A 16,075-nucleotide genomic window follows, 5' to 3' on the forward strand; every position below is an offset into this window, starting at 1 on the left:
ATTCACAAAATAATTTTTAATTTGGGATGAATATTAATACTTATGTAAGTATTATAGAGTGAATTACTGAACTTAGCACTTTGGAAATAAAAAAGTAGAGAGTTCACTCTACTTTTCACTTTTACGGATAAATAACAATGTTTAATTCAAATCAAAATTTAAACTAGATTATTGTATTAAAGTATAGGCTAACTTAATATTAATTCTCTTAAATATTCCTTATTCAAAAACAAACACTGCTTCTTAAACTTCCTACCATCAGGCAATGTTGTAAACTCAGATCCTTTATTACCTTTAGGGCGTATTTGAAAATAAGGTACAAATCCTTTTCCAGGTAAGTTGTTTTTCCAAACTTCTTTACCCTTAGAATCTGTAGTGATTTCGACTTCTATAACATCGTTGTGTAATTGCCATTTAATATGATTATATAGTTTTTTTAGAGCTTCCAACATATCTGGAGGGGCATTCCATAAGATGTGATTTCTTAGGAATGTTCCTTCATCTGTATCTTCAAACACTACAAATAAATATTTTGTCTCAGCAAACCATTCGTACCATGTTGAATCTTCAAAATCTACATTATATATCTCATCAAAATTGATATTTGGCCAAGACATATCTTGATTGTCGCTTGCCTTTTGTCTTAAACGAATTGTTTTAAATTTAACGTTTCCCTTTTGAAATTGTTCGATGTTTTCGAGATTAGTGCCTGCAATTCCGAATATTTTAGATACCAATTTTGGTAAGTAGGATTTGTCTTCGGTAATTCCTTTTGTGGGTTTATAGTTTAGTTTTTCTTCTATTTCTTTTGTAGTTAAATTAGTAAAAGGCAACAAAATATTGTTAATATAAGCACTAAATGAAACCTCTACAGGCATATTCAATTTTTCTAAAGTTTGAGTATTAAACACAGCATTGAAATACACTGACATATATTTCTGTTTGAATGAAAACGCACGTTGTCTAGCAAGTTCCTTTGAAAAGGGTTGTTTTCTTTCATCTTTTCCATGACCAGCCCCTTTTGTACATGCAGCTAAGTAAGTAGTATCGCTTTCAGAGATTTGATGGGCTTTCCCTTCTTTTATTTTATTGATAATTGTATAATAATCTTCACGAATAGTAGGGAGATCTTCTTTTGGAATCGTAAATTTTACGGCTTTTAATATTTTATAATCAAAAACATCAACATCTTCTTCGTGTAAATAAAAAATCAAGAGCATATGTTGTGATTTTTTCATTAAGGGACTTTCTTCAAATTCATAAATAAAATCTGTTTCGTAATTAATCATATTTAAAACTAATCTTTCTTTTGAAGAGTAAGTTTTATTTTTATTTCTTTTAATTGGTGTAACTTTGAGCTCTAGATTATGATAGTTAAAGTCCGCTTCTTTAACAGAGTTTGCAGGAATTCCAAAATAGACAACTTGAATTGCATTTCCAATTGCACCTTTATTTTTACTTTTAGAGAGCCACTTGTTAACTTCATTAAAGTCTCCAATGTCTCTCAATTTTTTACCTTCTAATTGTGCCGCATATATAAGTAAATCTTCTTCTGAAATATCTTTGTTATATACAAACATTAAATTCACCTCCTAAGACACTATATACATCATACACATATTTCCATTTATTTGTATGATAAATAATTATATACTTAGTCAGTATGTAGATAATTTTAAAAACTATTTACTTGATCATTTCAAGAATTTTTATTATAATAGAGAAAAAAGGGAAAGGATGTTCGCTTATGAGTAAAACTCTGAATGTAGTCGAGTTATTTGCGGGCGTAGGCGGATTTCGATTAGGTTTAGAAAAAGCGAACTCAGACGTTTTTAAAACTGTTTGGGCAAACCAATGGGAGCCGTCACGAAAAGTACAACATGCTTATGAATGTTATACTAGCCATTTTAAGACAGGCGTTGATGAATATAGTAATAAAGATATTGCCACGGTTCCAAATGAACATTTTGCTAAATTGGATATAGATTTACTGGTAGGGGGGTTCCCCTGTCAAGACTATTCCGTAGCAAGATCACTTTCAGGAGAAAAAGGTCTTGAAGGTAAAAAGGGCGTATTGTTCTGGGAGATTAAACGTGTACTTGAAAACTCATATCCGAAGTATGTGTTATTAGAAAATGTTGATCGCTTATTAAAATCACCTTCTAAACAACGTGGACGAGATTTTGCGGTAATGCTTGCAACTTTCCGAGATTTAAACTACATCGTTGAATGGCGTGTCATTAATGCTGCAGAATATGGTGGTGTTCAGAAGCGCCGGAGAGTATTTATTTTTGCTTATAGAGATGATACGGTCTTTGCAAAAAGCCAAACAAAATTTGAAAAGGATGAGATTGTTTACAAAGAAGGGTTTTTTGCAAGTACATTTCCAGTAAAGTTAGAACCATATAAAGGTAGAGAAAGTGAAGATGATTTACCGGATGATATCTTAGAAATATCAAATAACTTTAAATTTGGATTCCATACGGCGGGTGTTATGATTGATGGTAAATTTTTTACTGCCCACACTGAGGTGTTGATTGAAGATTTTAAACCGTTAAAAGATATTATCATATTCGATGAAACTAAAGTAGATAACAAGTATTTCTTAACTGATGCACAAATAGAAAAATTCGCATATTTACGTGGACCTAAGAAGATAGAAAGAACTTCAGCAAACGGTCATAAATATATATTCTCAGAAGGCGGTATGTCTCCAACCGATGAGTTAGATGGACCTGGCCGTACTATGTTAACAAGTGAAGGGACTGTTAATAGAAGTACGCATATTATTGAAGTAAATGGTCGCAAGCGTTTCTTAACACCATTAGAATGTGAGCGTATGAATAGCTTTGATGATAACTGGACAGAAGGTTTGCCTGATAGAATGCGTTACTTCACTATGGGAAATGCACTTGTAGTAGATCTTGTTACTAAAATGGGACAAACAATCATGAAATTGGACAATAATGAACCAATCAATGATACTGTATATCTAAATGACCCAGTGTTAGATACTTCAAAACAACTCGAATTAACTTTTTAACAGAAATTAATTAATTTTACAAAACCACTAGCATTTTTGCTGGTGGTTTTTTACTTAGCCTATGGGATTGAAAAATGTTAAATTAAAAATGGATATCCATGGGAGTCAGAGAAACACGTTTGGAGGATGTAAAGTATGAGTAATTTCGAACTATGGCTTAGAGAACAAAAATTATCAGACTCAACAAAAAACAATTACATAAGGGCGATATATTTTTTTAAAAGATAAAAAAATTTGGAGGAGTATATGAAGAAAATTTTAAAAAGGGCATTTGTATTTTTACTGATTTAATGTGGTACCCAAGTCAAGGACAAACTAAAAAAAGAGTTTAAGCTATTAAGAGATGGTTTCTGTATTGTACAGGAGCCATCTTTTTTAGATTCCATTGATAACGATAATTGTTGTAGTAAACCATGTAGTGATCGATTTTAGCGCGTAACTCATCCAGTGTTTTGACCATGCTGAAATCAACTTCGTCTTTTAAGTGTCCGAAAAAGGATTCCTGTGGTGCGTTATCCCAACAGTTGCCTCGACGTGACATCGATTGACCAAGTTTATAGTGCTTTAAAAGCTTTTGGAATTTTGGACTTGTATAATGAACACCTTGATCTGAATGGATGAAGGCTTCTGGATGGAGCTTTACACGTTTATTGCGGAATAGTTTCTCAACAGTTTTTGTTGCGAGGTCCAGCGTAATACGATCTGATACATGATAAGCTAAAATTTCATTGGTAGACCCGTCTTTAATGGTCGACAAATAAGCCATTGTTCCGTTATAGGGAATATAGCTAATGTCTGTTAATAGGACTTTGCCTGGTACACCTTGCTTAAATTGGCGCTCTAGCTTATTTGGCACAACACGATGTTCTTTTGTTGCTTTCGCTATTTGTTTATACGGATTGGCTTTGCGGTGAGGGCAGACAATTCCATACTTTCGCATAATACGTTGGATTTTCTTGCGATTCATCACGATGCCAAAGTCGTGTTCAAGTGTCATTTTAATTGAACGTGACCCCTTCTTATAACCACGGCGATTGAAGGCTTTTAAGATCAAATCACGTGCTTCTCTATCCTTCAACTCTTTCGTTGCACGTGTCTCACTTGTCTTTAAATAGTTGTAATAACCAGAACGTGAGACGTTTAAAAGTGCGCAAAAATAAGTCACCATTCGTTTAAATGGAAACTGCTCTAGTGTATCGGAAATCAGTTGGAATACCTTATTTGTGCTTAATTTTTGACTGGTGTTTAGCAGCCTCCTTTCTGTCACTTCGAGCTTTTTTAGCATCTCTACTTGCCCTTCTAGTAGTTCAATACGTGCTGCTTGTCTTCCGAGAACTTCTGCCATCGTTAATTCACGCTTTATAGGTCTTCCGGAACTCGTTTTACGTGTATCGGTTAGCCCAATTAAACCATTTTTCTCATACGCTTTTCTCCAACGAGAGGAGGCTTGTTCAACACGTTTCATGCCTATTACTTCAATATCAAAACCGTATTCCTCAAAAATTCGCCGAGGTGTTTTGCCTGCTAAATATTCATCTATAAATTTACTTTTAAATGCATCTGCGTAAGTAATGGTACGTTCGCTTACCTTTAATACATGTGGATTCTTTTGTAGTTGTTCAATCTGTTCTGGTGAAAATAATTGTTTACTCATCGCTGTCTTCTGTCCGTCCTTATTCCTCTTGAAAGTCTAGTATATAAAAAATACCTGTGAATAGCACACTCTTTTTCAAGTGTCCTATCCACAGGTACCATATTAATTTTTGTAGCTTTTATTTTCTTAAATAACACATCCCTCTTCACAAAAGCTCCAAACACTGAACCATTTTTGTTAGCTCATCGTGGGTTGGCTCAGACGTTCACCATGGAGGGCATTACAGGGGAAACGTGTACGGCGGAAAGAATTTATGAACCGGAACACCCTTATTTAGAAAACACCACCTCTTCAATGGAAGCGGCTTTTGAAGCAGGGGCAGATGTCGTTGAATTTGATATTCAGTTGACTAAGGATGGAGATTTTGCTGTTTTTCATGATTGGACGTTAGAGTGTAGAACAGATGGTACAGGTCAAGTGAAGGATTATACAATGGATGAATTGAAAACTTTCGATATTGGCTATGGTTATACAGCAGATAATGGAAAAACCTATCCTTTTCGTGGGAAAGGGGAAGGGTTAATGCCTTCCATCGATGAAGTGTTGTCCCATTTTCCTGAACAATCCTTTTTAATTCATATTAAAAGCAATGACCCAATTGAAGGAGAGCAATTAGCTAAATATCTTGCTCTATTTCCTGAAAGTAGATTAAAACAACTTGCCGTTTACGGTGGCGATTTGCCTATTGAAAGCTTGAAAGAAATAATGCCAAATGTAAGAGTGATGTCTAAGGAAACGCTCAAAAGTTGTCTTCTTTCATATATGGCAGTAGGTTGGACAGGGTATGTTCCTGCATCATGCAAAAACACTCAATTGCATATTCCTGAAAAATACACACCGCTCATGTGGGGATACCCGAGTAAGTTCCTAAAACGGATGGAGAAAGTGGATACGCGCGTAATTTTGGTAGCGGGTAAGGGGAATTGGTCAGAAGGCTTTGATCAAGAACAAGACTTAGAACGTATTCCACAAAAATATACTGGTGGCATTTGGACAAATCGGATTGACCTCATTGCGCCAGCAATAAAAAAGTAGGGAACTTCAGCCATATGGAACCTTTTACCATTACGGTCGTTAATCTTTTTAAATACGAAATTTGAGAGGCCACTACAATGAGTGTATTAGATCGAACGTTTATGTTTGTATGCTACCTTCTTTTACTGTGGTTTGGTTTTGTTTTTATTAAAGTTGGTGGCTATCTCTTTTTATTATTTATAAGTGAGCTTCAAAATATTTAGGAGGAAGTATGGCGAAAAAACCTTTTAAGATTGTCAAAAAAATTGTGGATGAATGGGATCCAATGAAACTACTAGCTATGGAGTGTCCTAATGATGAGTATCATCCAGAAATCGAAAAAATTACGGCAATTCTCCCTGAAGTGAAAAATGTAGAAGAGCTTGCAGATAAAATTAATCAAATTTTTACGTTTGCATTTGATGAAAAGATGATCCATGAAGAATGTATGAAAGTAGCTGAGCGAATCTTAAAATCATTATAGGGATATAATTCTGAAGAAAAATTTAATTTACTGCATGAAGTCATCATCCCATCTACGTAATATGAAATTATCAATTTTTAGTATATTCAGCGCATTTGTCATCGATTTATTTAATGTTACAATTGGGACAATTCTTGGTAAAACCATTATAAAAAGTGTAAAACGGTAGTTACCTCGATAGAGTATATTAATATTTCATAAGAGGTGATGTCGTGGATTTTCTATTCAATAGTAATGTTGGTATAATACTTGTTGTGATTGCTGCTATTTTTGGATATATATTACTTACAAAAGTAATTTCGAAAATATACAACTGGATAAAGTGGCAACGAATGAATCCAACTGAACGTAAATACGAAAAAATTAGACAACAAAGAAAACGTAATCATAATGCAAGTAGTAAAAAATCAAATGATTCTTCCCCTTATATTCCTTAGACGAAAGAATAGCTTGGAAAATCACCAAGCTATTCTATATTTATATCTCCGATTAAATAAAGAGCTGCTTTTCCAGCCATTTTTACCCGCGTGTCTTCATATGTACAGTAAAGTGTTCCGCCTCTATTTGAAACTTGTCTTGCAATCAATTCATTTTTCTTTAGTTTTTCAGCCCAGTAAGGAACTAAACCGCAGTGGGCAGAACCACATACAGGATCTTCAGTAATCTTTAATTTTGGGAAAAATGCTCTTGAAACAAAATCAAATTCTGTTCCTTTAGCAGTGACAATGACACCAAGCCCCTCAGGTAATTCAGTTAGTTTTGCAAAATCAGGACTTAAGTTTTTTACTGTTTCTTCTGAATCGAATACAAATAATAAATCACGATTTAAGTAAGCTTCAATGGGAGTTTCACCTAAAGCATCTATCATTTGTTTTGTGATAGAGATTTCATTTAAAGGAGCTGCTGGAAAATTTAACTCATACAAATCTTCTTTTCTCACAACTGTTAGAAGTCCACTCAATGTATCAAAATGAATCGTTGTTAATTGGGTTTCAACATAGTTCATAATGACAAAAGCTGTTGCTAATGTGGCATGTCCACAGAGGTTAATTTCTCCACCAGGTGTGAACCATCTTAACTTATAATGTTTACTTTCTTTTACGGCAAAGGCTGTTTCAGAAAGATTATTTTCAATTGCAATCTTTTGCATTACGTCTTCGGAAATCCATTCAGACAAGATACAAACTCCAGCAGGATTCCCTTCAAACACTTTATCTGCAAAGGCGTCTACCACATAGTATTTCATTTTTTCCTCCTCGAGTTCTATTATTAATGTAAGTCATTACCTGTAAAATTAGATATAATTGGATTATAGCATGTGGGGTGATTAGAAAAATGAGAAAATTCAGTGTAGTTATTTTAATTTTCATGATGATTTTTGGATTTTATTTTTATATTGAAGGATACCGATTTACACCTGAAGCAGCAGCTAATGCTAATGGATTTGTGACAAATGATGATGAACTAATAGGAAAGTATCAAGATGATTCCATTTTCTACTTATATAAAAATGACGAAAAACAGGAATATCGCACTGTCCATGTCAGAAAAAATCAGTATACATACCATAGCTATGCATCAACTTTTATTGCCTACTCGCAAGATCCCCTACAAACTATAGGGGGAATGAGCGTCCGCTATGATGATGAAAAAGCAACGATATTCGTATTGCTGTCAAAAGATCCAGCAATTGATTCAATCGTTGTTCATACGGAATTTGGTGATGAAAAGAAAAAAATAATGAAAGATCTGCCTATTTATTTTCAATTTCCATATGCTCAGCAAATCGATCAAATCAAAGCGACTGCCTATGATAAAAACGGCAATGCCCTCTATACCTATGGGGGAGAGAGTGAATCTATAAAATGGCATGAAATCTAGGAGGGTATGTATGAAAATAATAGAGAAGGATGATAAAGTAATAATTGATGACATGCAATTCTATGGGCATGTCGATCGAAATCAATCGTGCAATGAATGTAAGCTTCATTTAGTCTATCACGAAAAATTTGATGCGTATTTTTGTCCACAATGTAACAGTTGGATAGAAAAATCATGCAGTGATCCAAATTGTAAGTACTGCTCAAATCGACCAGAAAAGCCATTGCCATAATGAAAAAGTGCAAATACTATTTTACTAGTTTTGCACTTTTGTTTATCTTAAACGACCAAATCAGAATAGCAATTAATATTAAAGCTAAAACACCACCAATAATGGATAATGTAGCATAATTGAAATAACCTACGATGACTCCAGATAATGCTCCTCCACTAGCTCCAAATAGCGCTAACAACACGTCTACAGAGCCTTGAGTTTTTGCCCGTGTTGAAGGGTGAGTCGAATCGATGATAAGGGTTGTGCCACTAATTAAACCAAAATTCCATCCAATTCCTAGAAGAATTAAAGCAAAAATTAAAAATAGTAATGAATCTCCCGGTGCAAATGCGGCAACACATGCAGATAGTATAAGTGTCCCTCCAGCGGCAATCGCCATTACATTTCGTCCAACTTTATCAATTAACGGGCCTGTTACAAGGGAAGGTAAATACATCGCCCCAATATGAAATCCAATCACTAATCCAACCTCTCGTAATCCATGACCATGATGCTCCATATGAATAGGTGTCATCGTCATAATGGATACCATGACAAATTGAGTGAGTACCATTACACTTGCTCCTAAGGCAACACCTTTTTTATTATTTGAAGGATTTTCAACTTTATTTGATTGTTTTTGTTCCTGGGCAATAGCTATGGCTGAAGCCACAATCAATGGGTCAGGACGCAGGAACACTAACAAAACGACACCCGCCAAAATAAACGCTGCTGCACCTAAAATAAATGGACCAGCTAATGTTGGGATACCAATGGATGTTGCAAAATTACCCATCACATCAACTAAATTTGGACCAGCAACAGCCCCTAAAGTCGTAAATACCATTGCCATACTAATGGCTGTTCCGCGCTGCTTTGGAGAGGCTAAGTCCGTACCAGCATATCGAGCCTGTAAATTGGTAGCAGTACCTGAACCATATAAAAATAAAGACAAAAATAATAAAAGGATGCTATTGAATAATGTAGCCAATATGACACCACTTGCACCTAAGCCTCCCGTTAGAAAACCTGCTGCAAGTCCAAATCTTCGACCGAATCGTTGTGATAGACGACCGACAAGAAGAGCTGCTCCTGCCGACCCTAATGTAAGAAGGGCTACTGGAATACCCCCTACACTTTCGGTTCCAAGCATATCCTGTGCAATAAGTGCGCCGACCGTAATGCCTGCCGCTAGTCCCGCCCCTCCGAAAATTTGAGACAGAATAACAATGAATAGTGTCTTTTTATAAAGCTGTTGTTGTTTTTCAGGGGAATCAATATACTCCTGTATCCATAACGGTTGCTTTTGATCCATTACAATCCTCCTTTTCTAATATCGTCATATTCTAACAGATTAATAGAACCTTGGAAACGAACAAATTTAGATTGAAATTAGTAAAAAAGAAGAATAATATAAAACAGAATTTATATAAGAGCTTACGGGAGATAGAAAGGATTTATAAAATGGCAATATTAGCAACATTAATTTTTATTGTTACTTTGATTTTTGTCATATGGCAGCCAAGGGGACTGAATATCGGTTGGTCTGCTTGTGGTGGTGCAATATTGGCATTAATCTTAGGAGTTGTTGATTTTCATGATGTTTCTGAAGTAGTTGGCATCACATGGAACGCAACATTAACGTTTATCGCGATCATTATCATTTCATTAATCTTAGATGAAATTGGATTATTTGATTGGGCTGCACTACACATGGCCAGAGCTGCAAAAGGCGATGGCATTATTATGTTTATTTATGTTTCCGTTTTAGGGGCAGTGGTTTCAGCACTTTTTGCCAATGATGGAGCAGCATTAATTTTAACACCGATTGTTTTAGCGATGGTTCGTAATTTAGATTTTAAAGAAGTAATGATTTTTCCATTTATCATGGCAAGTGGATTCATTGCCGATACAACATCATTACCATTCATTATTAGTAACTTAGTGAACATTGTTTCTGCCGACTACTTTGACATTGGCTTTGTGGAATATGCATCGAGAATGATTATTCCAAACATCTTTTCATTAATCGCAACGATATCGGTTTTATTAATTTATTTTAGAAACAGTATCCCAAAAAGATATGATTTATCTAAATTAAAAAATCCAAAAGAAGCCATTAAAGATTTAAAAATGTTCCACCTTTCATGGTATGTCCTTGCCCTATTATTAATTGGTTATTTTACAAGTGAATTTATACATACGCCTGTATCCTTTATTGCGGGGATTATCGCAATCTTCTTTTTATTAATGGCAAGAAGAAGTAGTGTAGTTAATACGAAGTCCGTAATTAAAGGGGCACCGTGGAATATTGTATTTTTCTCTATCGGAATGTATCTTGTGGTTTATGGTGTGGGGAATGCGTGGTTTACAAATTCATTATCTAGCTTGATAGAAGCCTTTGCTAATAAAGGATTGTTCATTGCAACAATGGGAATGGGCTTTGTCGCAGCATTCTTATCTTCGGTTATGAACAATTTGCCAACTGTCATGATTGATGCCCTTGCAATTGCGGAAACAAATACTACTGGTCTTGTAAAAGAAGCATTGATATATGCGAATGTAATTGGTTCGGATTTAGGTCCAAAAATTACTCCAATTGGTTCCTTAGCAACATTAGTTTGGCTTCACGTACTACTCAAAAAAGACCTTAAAATCTCCTGGGGTACCTATTTTAAAACGGGGATTGTTTTAACAATTCCAATTCTATTTATTACATTGTTAGGGTTGTATATAACACTAGTAACCTTCTGATGAAAAAATGAGATTGCATCGAGCAATCTCATTTTTATTTTAATGCCGCGAATCCATAGCCAACTTTATTCCAAACCCGATTAACACAAGTCCTGTTGCTTTTTCCATTACTCTTTGTACTTTTGGAGACATCAACCATTCTCTTAAATAATTGATGAAAAATACATAAATGAAAAACCATGAAATCGAAAGAAGGGTATAGATAACGCCCATAATTACAAGTTGTTTTGTTGCATTTTCTCCAACTTTCACAAACTGCGGTAAAAAAGTTAAGAAAAACATCGCAACTTTTGGATTTAACACATTGGATAAAAGTCCTTGTTTAAAGGCCGATTTTTTTATTTCGTCAAGATTTTCTTCCTCATCATTTACCGCTTTCTTCTTTCTAGTAATAAAAGATGATACACCAAGATAAATTAAGTAAATGGCTCCGACATATTTAACAATTTCAAAGGCAACCGCCGATTTCATTAAAATTGCTGAAAGACCGAATGCTGCAGCAAACGTATGCACCAAAGAACCTGTAGTAATTCCAAGTGCCATTTGATAGCCATCTTTTCTTCCATCAGAAATCGTTCGTTTCGTTATAAGGGCAGTGTCAATGCCAGGACTCATCACAACAAATAACGATAATAGCAGAAAAGTAAAAAATTCATTCATGATCACCACTCCTTACACTAAAGGAAGATTTTTCAAATCCAGTGTAACAAAAGAGTACTAGCTTGTTAAGGGGTCTTACATACTAGTTATGTTAAACTACAATCAAAAGGGGGGCTTAGGTAATGAATGAACAAGTTATTTTCCGAGAAGTTCAATGGCCAAGGCAAATTTGGATTTGGGTGTTGATTTTATTCATCGCGGCAATAAATTGGTTTGGTTTTATCCAACAAATCCTTTTAGGAATTCCATTTGGTAATAAACCAGCTCCTGACTTTCTTTTGATTATTTTTTGGCTTGTTTTTGGAATAATCTTTCCACTTTGCTTGTGTTTCTTCATGAAGCTCATAACAGAGGTGCGTTATGATGGGCTTTATATACTTTATATGCCATTTCACTTTAATTATAAAAGGATTCCATTCAATGAAATCGAAAATTACACTGTCATAACCTACAAACTAATCGCACAATTTGGCGGAACTGGTATCCGTGTAAACATACATGGCGAGACGGGTTATATTATGAGTGGGAATAAAGGAATAAAATTAAAACTAACGAATAAAAAGGTCATCGTTCTAGGATCTCAAAATCCCAATGAGTTGATAAAGGCTTTAGATGTGGGAAAAATGAATATGTAAAACAAAAATCGATTGCCTAATATGGAGCAATCGATTTTATATGTTATCCTTAATATCATAGTTATTCTAGCAAGGGGTTTATATGAAATGCAGTACATAGATTTTTTCACGAAAAAGAAAAATGAATTAGGCGTAATACTCAATGACGTACAAAAAGAAGCGGTATTAACGAATGATGGGCCTCTTTTATTACTTGCTTCACCTGGGTCTGGAAAAACAACAACGATTATTATGAAAATAGGGTATTTAATAGAGGTACTCGGTGTTGATCCTTCAAGAATTAAAGCCGTTACGTTTAGTAGAGCGTCTGCAAAGGATATGGAAGAGCGCTTTCAACGGTTTTTCCCGAACCTACCGCTAGTCGACTTTTCGACAATCCATAGCCTTGCCTATCGAGTGGTTCGGGAATACTTCGCGAAACAACGAATTGATTATCAACTCATCGAAGGAACGAATGAAGGCTTAAATAAAAAAATGATTTTGCGGGATTTATACAAAGCCATTAACAATGAACCTATTACAGAGGATCAGTTAGAGGAATTAATCACCTTTATTAGCTATATCAAAAATAAATTAATTCCTGAAAATGAATGGGGTTCTGTAGGAATTAAAATTCCGAAAAAAGAAGAAATTATCAAACGTTACGAGACTTTTAAAAATAGTGGCACACCAAAATTGCTACTCGATTTTGATGATATGCTTATCATCGCCAACCAAGTCTTAGAAAACAATCAGGACATTTTAAGTAGATACCAACAGAGATACGATTACGTCCTGACAGATGAAAGTCAAGATACATCATTGGTGCAGCATTACATCATTGAAAAATTAGTAAACAAACATCAAAACTTATGTGTTGTTGCAGATGAAGACCAGTCCATTTACAGTTGGCGAGGAGCAGAACCTGAGTATTTATTGGACTTTAAACAAATTTACCCGAATGCCAAGATATTAATGATGGTTCAAAATTACCGATCTACAAAAGACATTGTGGAAGTGGCAAACAAGTTTATTCAACAAAATAAAAAACGTTATAACAAAAACATGTTTACCAACAACCTGCCCCATAAACCGATTAAAATAAAAACTTTGCAAGATTACAAACTTCAATCTAATTATTTAATTAAGCAAATTTCAAAGATGGATAACCTTCAAGATGTTGCGATTTTATATCGAAATAATAGTTCCGCCATTTTGTTACTGGACGCATTTGAAAAAGCTAATATTCCTTTTTACATGAAAGATGTGGACAATCGTTTCTTTCACCATTGGGTAGTGGAAGATATAAAAAATTTCATGCGCCTTTCTTATAATACGAGTCGTGTCGATGTGTTTGAGAGAATCTATTCAAAATTTAATGGCTATCTCAAGTTATCCCAAATGGAAGAATTAAAAAGAGTACGAAATAACGAATCGGTTTTTGATAATCTCTTATCCTTCGTCAAGCTAGAAGAGTATCAAAAAAAGAAAATTCAACACTTTAAGAAGACATATGAGCGAATGCATGATGCAACACCAAAACGTATTCTTCAAATGATTCGGGATGATTTAGGGTTTGAACGTGTCCTTGAATTTCGAAGTGAGAAGTTCGGCTATAATTTGAACAATCTAGTAGAGATTTTAAATACACTTGAACAAATTGCGGACTCCACTGAAACAATGGTAGATTTTGTAAACCGTCTAAATCATTTGGATGCTTTAACGAAAACATCAAAATTCAATAAAGGTGAAAATGCTGTTACTTTTTCAACGTTACATAGCTCAAAAGGTTTGGAATTCCAAACTGTTTATATGATAGATTTAATCGATGGTATTATCCCTTCCAAATCAAAAGAGGAAGATGAAGGGGCAGAGGAAGAAAGGGAAGAAGAGGTGCGCCTATTTTATGTGGGCATGACAAGAGCCATTGCTCATTTAGAATTAATCTCTTATGAAAGAAAATTCCATGCTCCCGTAAAAAAATCAGAATTCATCGACCAAGTTTACAAAATTATACATCCAAACGAACAAAAGAAACCGAGCAAACAAGAGAAAAAGGTAAAAGAAAAACCTATTAATCCAAATGGCATTAAAGAAAGATCGATATTAAAAATTGGTCTTCAAGTAAAGCATATTGTATTTGGTTCAGGTGAAATTGTTTTTATTGATGATGGAATGGTAGAAATTCGTTTTGAACAATCCCATAAGAAATTTCTAATCTCAACTTGTTTAAAGCAAGGGTTCTTAGAAATAGATTAAAGGTGTCAATCTTCTAGGTTGGCACCTTTTAATATGTCATATGTTCAAAACTATTAACATAAGGATAATAATAGAGTTTCCAGTATTTTGGGAAAAATTTTACGAAGAAGGGTTGTATCTTTTATAAATAATCCATATAGAAGGATCCATACTTTTATAAAAGAGCAAATTCTAAAAGGATTTCAAATCTATAAAATTGATGCTGGTGGGGAAATGTATAAAGAAGATTTTCCATTTTATCGAAGGAAAGGACTTTAATTTCGAAAAGTTCTTACAGCTAAGAATTCACTTTCAATAGGAATTGATCAATTTTGGGGTTATTTTAAAAAAGGTCAATTCTAACAGTTCATGAAATGGAAAAATAATACCCAAAGCCATGTTTCACTTTTCTTTCATTTATAAGGGAGAGACAGCGCAATCAACAATACTTTGTTAGAAAATTTATCCTCTTATGTACCTCTGTGGGAACTTGAGTTAGTGCGGTATTCTATATCATTTACCTCGACGGCGTCAGCTCTTAAATTACTACATATGTAAAGTAACAACAATCGATTCTGACAAGTATATTTATAAGCTAAATATATAGAAGAATAAGCAATAAATAAAATATTTGAAATAATGGTAGAAAGTTAAGTAAAAATGAAGTTTTTTTGATATGCTTAATAATAGAAAGATTAGAATAAACAAAAAAATTGGTCATGATACCCATTAAATGAATTCGATATGTAGTACTTATTTAAGGGCCACTACAATGGTCCTTTTTTCCATCTAAATAACACGAGGTGATTGTATGATGACAACCACCCCTTTTCCTAGGAATTAAAACAATAATATCATCATATAAGCAAACAAATTCGCAATAAAATGAGAAATGGCACTAATCCATACGTTATTTGTTTTGTAAAAAACAATTCCATAAAAAATACTATTTATAAAAATAAAGAAAAGATCATAACTCACAATTTCAAATGATCCTACAGCAAAGTGCCCGATGGAGAACAGAATCGAAGTAACGATAATTGATGGTATAACTGGCAATACTTTTAATAAATTTCTTTGAAAGAAGCCACGCCAAGCAACTTCTTCACCATAGGCAAATAGGCCAAGTTGAAAAATGAGTAACAAGATTTTATCCGGTGTTAAGGCAAACTGTGTTCTATCGTATGTATGGTCAATAAATTCTGGTAAAAATAAGATTGCAAGAGCCAAACAAAGTATGTTCATCACAAAGGGCATGAAAATCCATAACCAAATACGTTTATTTTTAAGGTTTTTTCCAATTAACTTAAATCCATCTAAGGACTCTCTTCTAATAAAGTAAACGATGATCCCGATGATGACTGCTAATCCAGCAATATTTAACCCAAAAAAATTAGCGAAAGATATTAACACCATAACAATCATTGCAATTAATGTTAACTGATTTATGTTGTTCACCTCCATTTTGGATGTATTTTACCATTTATTTGAAATGTAAACAATTCCAATTCGTGACAAC

At 34.2% G+C, this 16,075-nt stretch carries 15 protein-coding genes; 9 read left to right on the forward strand and 6 right to left on the reverse strand.

Going from position 1 to position 16,075, the window contains the following annotated elements:
• Positions 1-188: 188 nt before the first annotated feature.
• On the reverse strand, positions 189-1,580 hold the full coding sequence (locus tag NKR20_RS07750; protein WP_253425047.1) for a Sau3AI family type II restriction endonuclease: 1,392 nt from the start codon (positions 1,578-1,580) through the stop codon (positions 189-191).
• 167 nt (positions 1,581-1,747) lie between these two features.
• Here NKR20_RS07750 and dcm point away from each other — a divergent pair, with 167 nt between their 5' ends.
• On the forward strand, positions 1,748-3,043 hold the full coding sequence (gene dcm, locus NKR20_RS07755) for a DNA (cytosine-5-)-methyltransferase (protein WP_253425050.1): 1,296 nt from the start codon (positions 1,748-1,750) through the stop codon (positions 3,041-3,043).
• Positions 3,044-3,371: 328 nt separating this feature from the next.
• Here dcm and NKR20_RS07760 read toward each other — a convergent pair whose 3' ends face one another.
• Entirely contained in the window at positions 3,372-4,697 is a 1,326-nt protein-coding gene (locus NKR20_RS07760) for an IS3 family transposase (RefSeq protein ID WP_253423370.1), read from the reverse strand.
• Positions 4,698-4,757: 60 nt separating this feature from the next.
• Here NKR20_RS07760 and NKR20_RS07765 point away from each other — a divergent pair, with 60 nt between their 5' ends.
• The 4 genes from NKR20_RS07765 (at position 4,758) to NKR20_RS07775 (ending at position 6,632) form a co-directional block, all read left to right on the forward strand.
• The gene (locus NKR20_RS07765; protein WP_253428090.1) at positions 4,758-5,732 is read left to right on the forward strand and encodes a glycerophosphodiester phosphodiesterase family protein; all 975 of its coding nucleotides are present in this window, start codon (positions 4,758-4,760) and stop codon (positions 5,730-5,732) included.
• A gap of 77 nt (positions 5,733-5,809) precedes the next feature.
• The gene (locus NKR20_RS19420; protein WP_301285905.1) at positions 5,810-5,935 is read left to right on the forward strand and encodes a hypothetical protein; all 126 of its coding nucleotides are present in this window, start codon (positions 5,810-5,812) and stop codon (positions 5,933-5,935) included.
• An 8-nt stretch (positions 5,936-5,943) separates the two neighbouring features.
• A complete protein-coding gene (locus NKR20_RS07770; RefSeq protein WP_253425053.1) occupies positions 5,944-6,195 on the forward strand; it encodes a DUF1871 family protein in 252 nt (83 codons plus the stop codon).
• 212 nt (positions 6,196-6,407) lie between these two features.
• Entirely contained in the window at positions 6,408-6,632 is a 225-nt protein-coding gene (locus tag NKR20_RS07775) for a hypothetical protein (protein ID WP_253425056.1), read from the forward strand.
• 29 nt (positions 6,633-6,661) lie between these two features.
• Here NKR20_RS07775 and NKR20_RS07780 read toward each other — a convergent pair whose 3' ends face one another.
• On the reverse strand, positions 6,662-7,441 hold the full coding sequence (locus NKR20_RS07780) for a PhzF family phenazine biosynthesis protein (protein WP_253425059.1): 780 nt from the start codon (positions 7,439-7,441) through the stop codon (positions 6,662-6,664).
• A gap of 89 nt (positions 7,442-7,530) precedes the next feature.
• Between NKR20_RS07780 and NKR20_RS07785 the strand changes: the two genes are divergently transcribed.
• Entirely contained in the window at positions 7,531-8,076 is a 546-nt protein-coding gene (locus NKR20_RS07785) for a hypothetical protein (protein WP_253425062.1), read from the forward strand.
• A gap of 248 nt (positions 8,077-8,324) precedes the next feature.
• Here the strand turns inward: NKR20_RS07785 and NKR20_RS07790 are convergent, their stop codons facing one another.
• Positions 8,325-9,605, reverse strand: coding sequence for an MFS transporter (locus tag NKR20_RS07790; protein ID WP_121213853.1), 1,281 nt, complete (start codon positions 9,603-9,605; stop codon positions 8,325-8,327).
• A 149-nt stretch (positions 9,606-9,754) separates the two neighbouring features.
• Between NKR20_RS07790 and NKR20_RS07795 the strand changes: the two genes are divergently transcribed.
• On the forward strand, positions 9,755-11,044 hold the full coding sequence (locus NKR20_RS07795; protein ID WP_121213852.1) for an arsenic transporter: 1,290 nt from the start codon (positions 9,755-9,757) through the stop codon (positions 11,042-11,044).
• Positions 11,045-11,083: 39 nt separating this feature from the next.
• On the opposite strand, the gene NKR20_RS07800 is transcribed toward NKR20_RS07795, so the two are convergent.
• Positions 11,084-11,704: a LysE family translocator gene (locus NKR20_RS07800; protein ID WP_253425064.1), complete on the reverse strand. Its 621-nt coding sequence runs from the start codon at positions 11,702-11,704 to the stop codon at positions 11,084-11,086.
• Between the two features lie 122 nt (positions 11,705-11,826).
• Here NKR20_RS07800 and NKR20_RS07805 point away from each other — a divergent pair, with 122 nt between their 5' ends.
• Together NKR20_RS07805 and NKR20_RS07810 are read left to right on the forward strand one after the other, a co-directional pair.
• On the forward strand, positions 11,827-12,339 hold the full coding sequence (locus tag NKR20_RS07805) for a DUF6141 family protein (RefSeq protein WP_253425068.1): 513 nt from the start codon (positions 11,827-11,829) through the stop codon (positions 12,337-12,339).
• A gap of 87 nt (positions 12,340-12,426) precedes the next feature.
• Positions 12,427-14,577, forward strand: a complete 2,151-nt coding sequence (locus tag NKR20_RS07810) for an ATP-dependent helicase (protein WP_253425071.1) — start codon at positions 12,427-12,429, stop codon at positions 14,575-14,577.
• Between the two features lie 819 nt (positions 14,578-15,396).
• On the opposite strand, the gene NKR20_RS07815 is transcribed toward NKR20_RS07810, so the two are convergent.
• Entirely contained in the window at positions 15,397-16,020 is a 624-nt protein-coding gene (locus NKR20_RS07815; protein ID WP_253425074.1) for a CPBP family intramembrane glutamic endopeptidase, read from the reverse strand.
• Between the last annotated feature and the right edge of the window lie 55 nt (positions 16,021-16,075).

The organism is Ureibacillus endophyticus (assembly GCF_024159215.1).
Classification (GTDB): Bacteria; Bacillota; Bacilli; order Bacillales_A; family Planococcaceae; genus Ureibacillus; species Ureibacillus endophyticus.

What these genes read in the sequence shown, in the direction of transcription:
- NKR20_RS07750 (WP_253425047.1), bottom strand. Translation starts at nt 1,580, where the DNA reads ATGTTTGTATATAACAAAGATATTTCAGAAGAAGATTTACTTATATAT.
- dcm (WP_253425050.1), top strand. Translation starts at nt 1,748, where the DNA reads ATGAGTAAAACTCTGAATGTAGTCGAGTTATTTGCGGGCGTAGGCGGA.
- NKR20_RS07760 (WP_253423370.1), bottom strand. Translation starts at nt 4,697, where the DNA reads ATGAGTAAACAATTATTTTCACCAGAACAGATTGAACAACTACAAAAG.
- NKR20_RS19420 (WP_301285905.1), top strand. Translation starts at nt 5,810, where the DNA reads ATGAGTGTATTAGATCGAACGTTTATGTTTGTATGCTACCTTCTTTTA.
- NKR20_RS07770 (WP_253425053.1), top strand. Translation starts at nt 5,944, where the DNA reads ATGGCGAAAAAACCTTTTAAGATTGTCAAAAAAATTGTGGATGAATGG.
- NKR20_RS07780 (WP_253425059.1), bottom strand. Translation starts at nt 7,441, where the DNA reads ATGAAATACTATGTGGTAGACGCCTTTGCAGATAAAGTGTTTGAAGGG.
- NKR20_RS07785 (WP_253425062.1), top strand. Translation starts at nt 7,531, where the DNA reads ATGAGAAAATTCAGTGTAGTTATTTTAATTTTCATGATGATTTTTGGA.
- NKR20_RS07790 (WP_121213853.1), bottom strand. Translation starts at nt 9,605, where the DNA reads ATGGATCAAAAGCAACCGTTATGGATACAGGAGTATATTGATTCCCCT.
- NKR20_RS07795 (WP_121213852.1), top strand. Translation starts at nt 9,755, where the DNA reads ATGGCAATATTAGCAACATTAATTTTTATTGTTACTTTGATTTTTGTC.
- NKR20_RS07800 (WP_253425064.1), bottom strand. Translation starts at nt 11,704, where the DNA reads ATGAATGAATTTTTTACTTTTCTGCTATTATCGTTATTTGTTGTGATG.
- NKR20_RS07805 (WP_253425068.1), top strand. Translation starts at nt 11,827, where the DNA reads ATGAATGAACAAGTTATTTTCCGAGAAGTTCAATGGCCAAGGCAAATT.
- NKR20_RS07810 (WP_253425071.1), top strand. Translation starts at nt 12,427, where the DNA reads ATGCAGTACATAGATTTTTTCACGAAAAAGAAAAATGAATTAGGCGTA.
- NKR20_RS07815 (WP_253425074.1), bottom strand. Translation starts at nt 16,020, where the DNA reads ATGGAGGTGAACAACATAAATCAGTTAACATTAATTGCAATGATTGTT.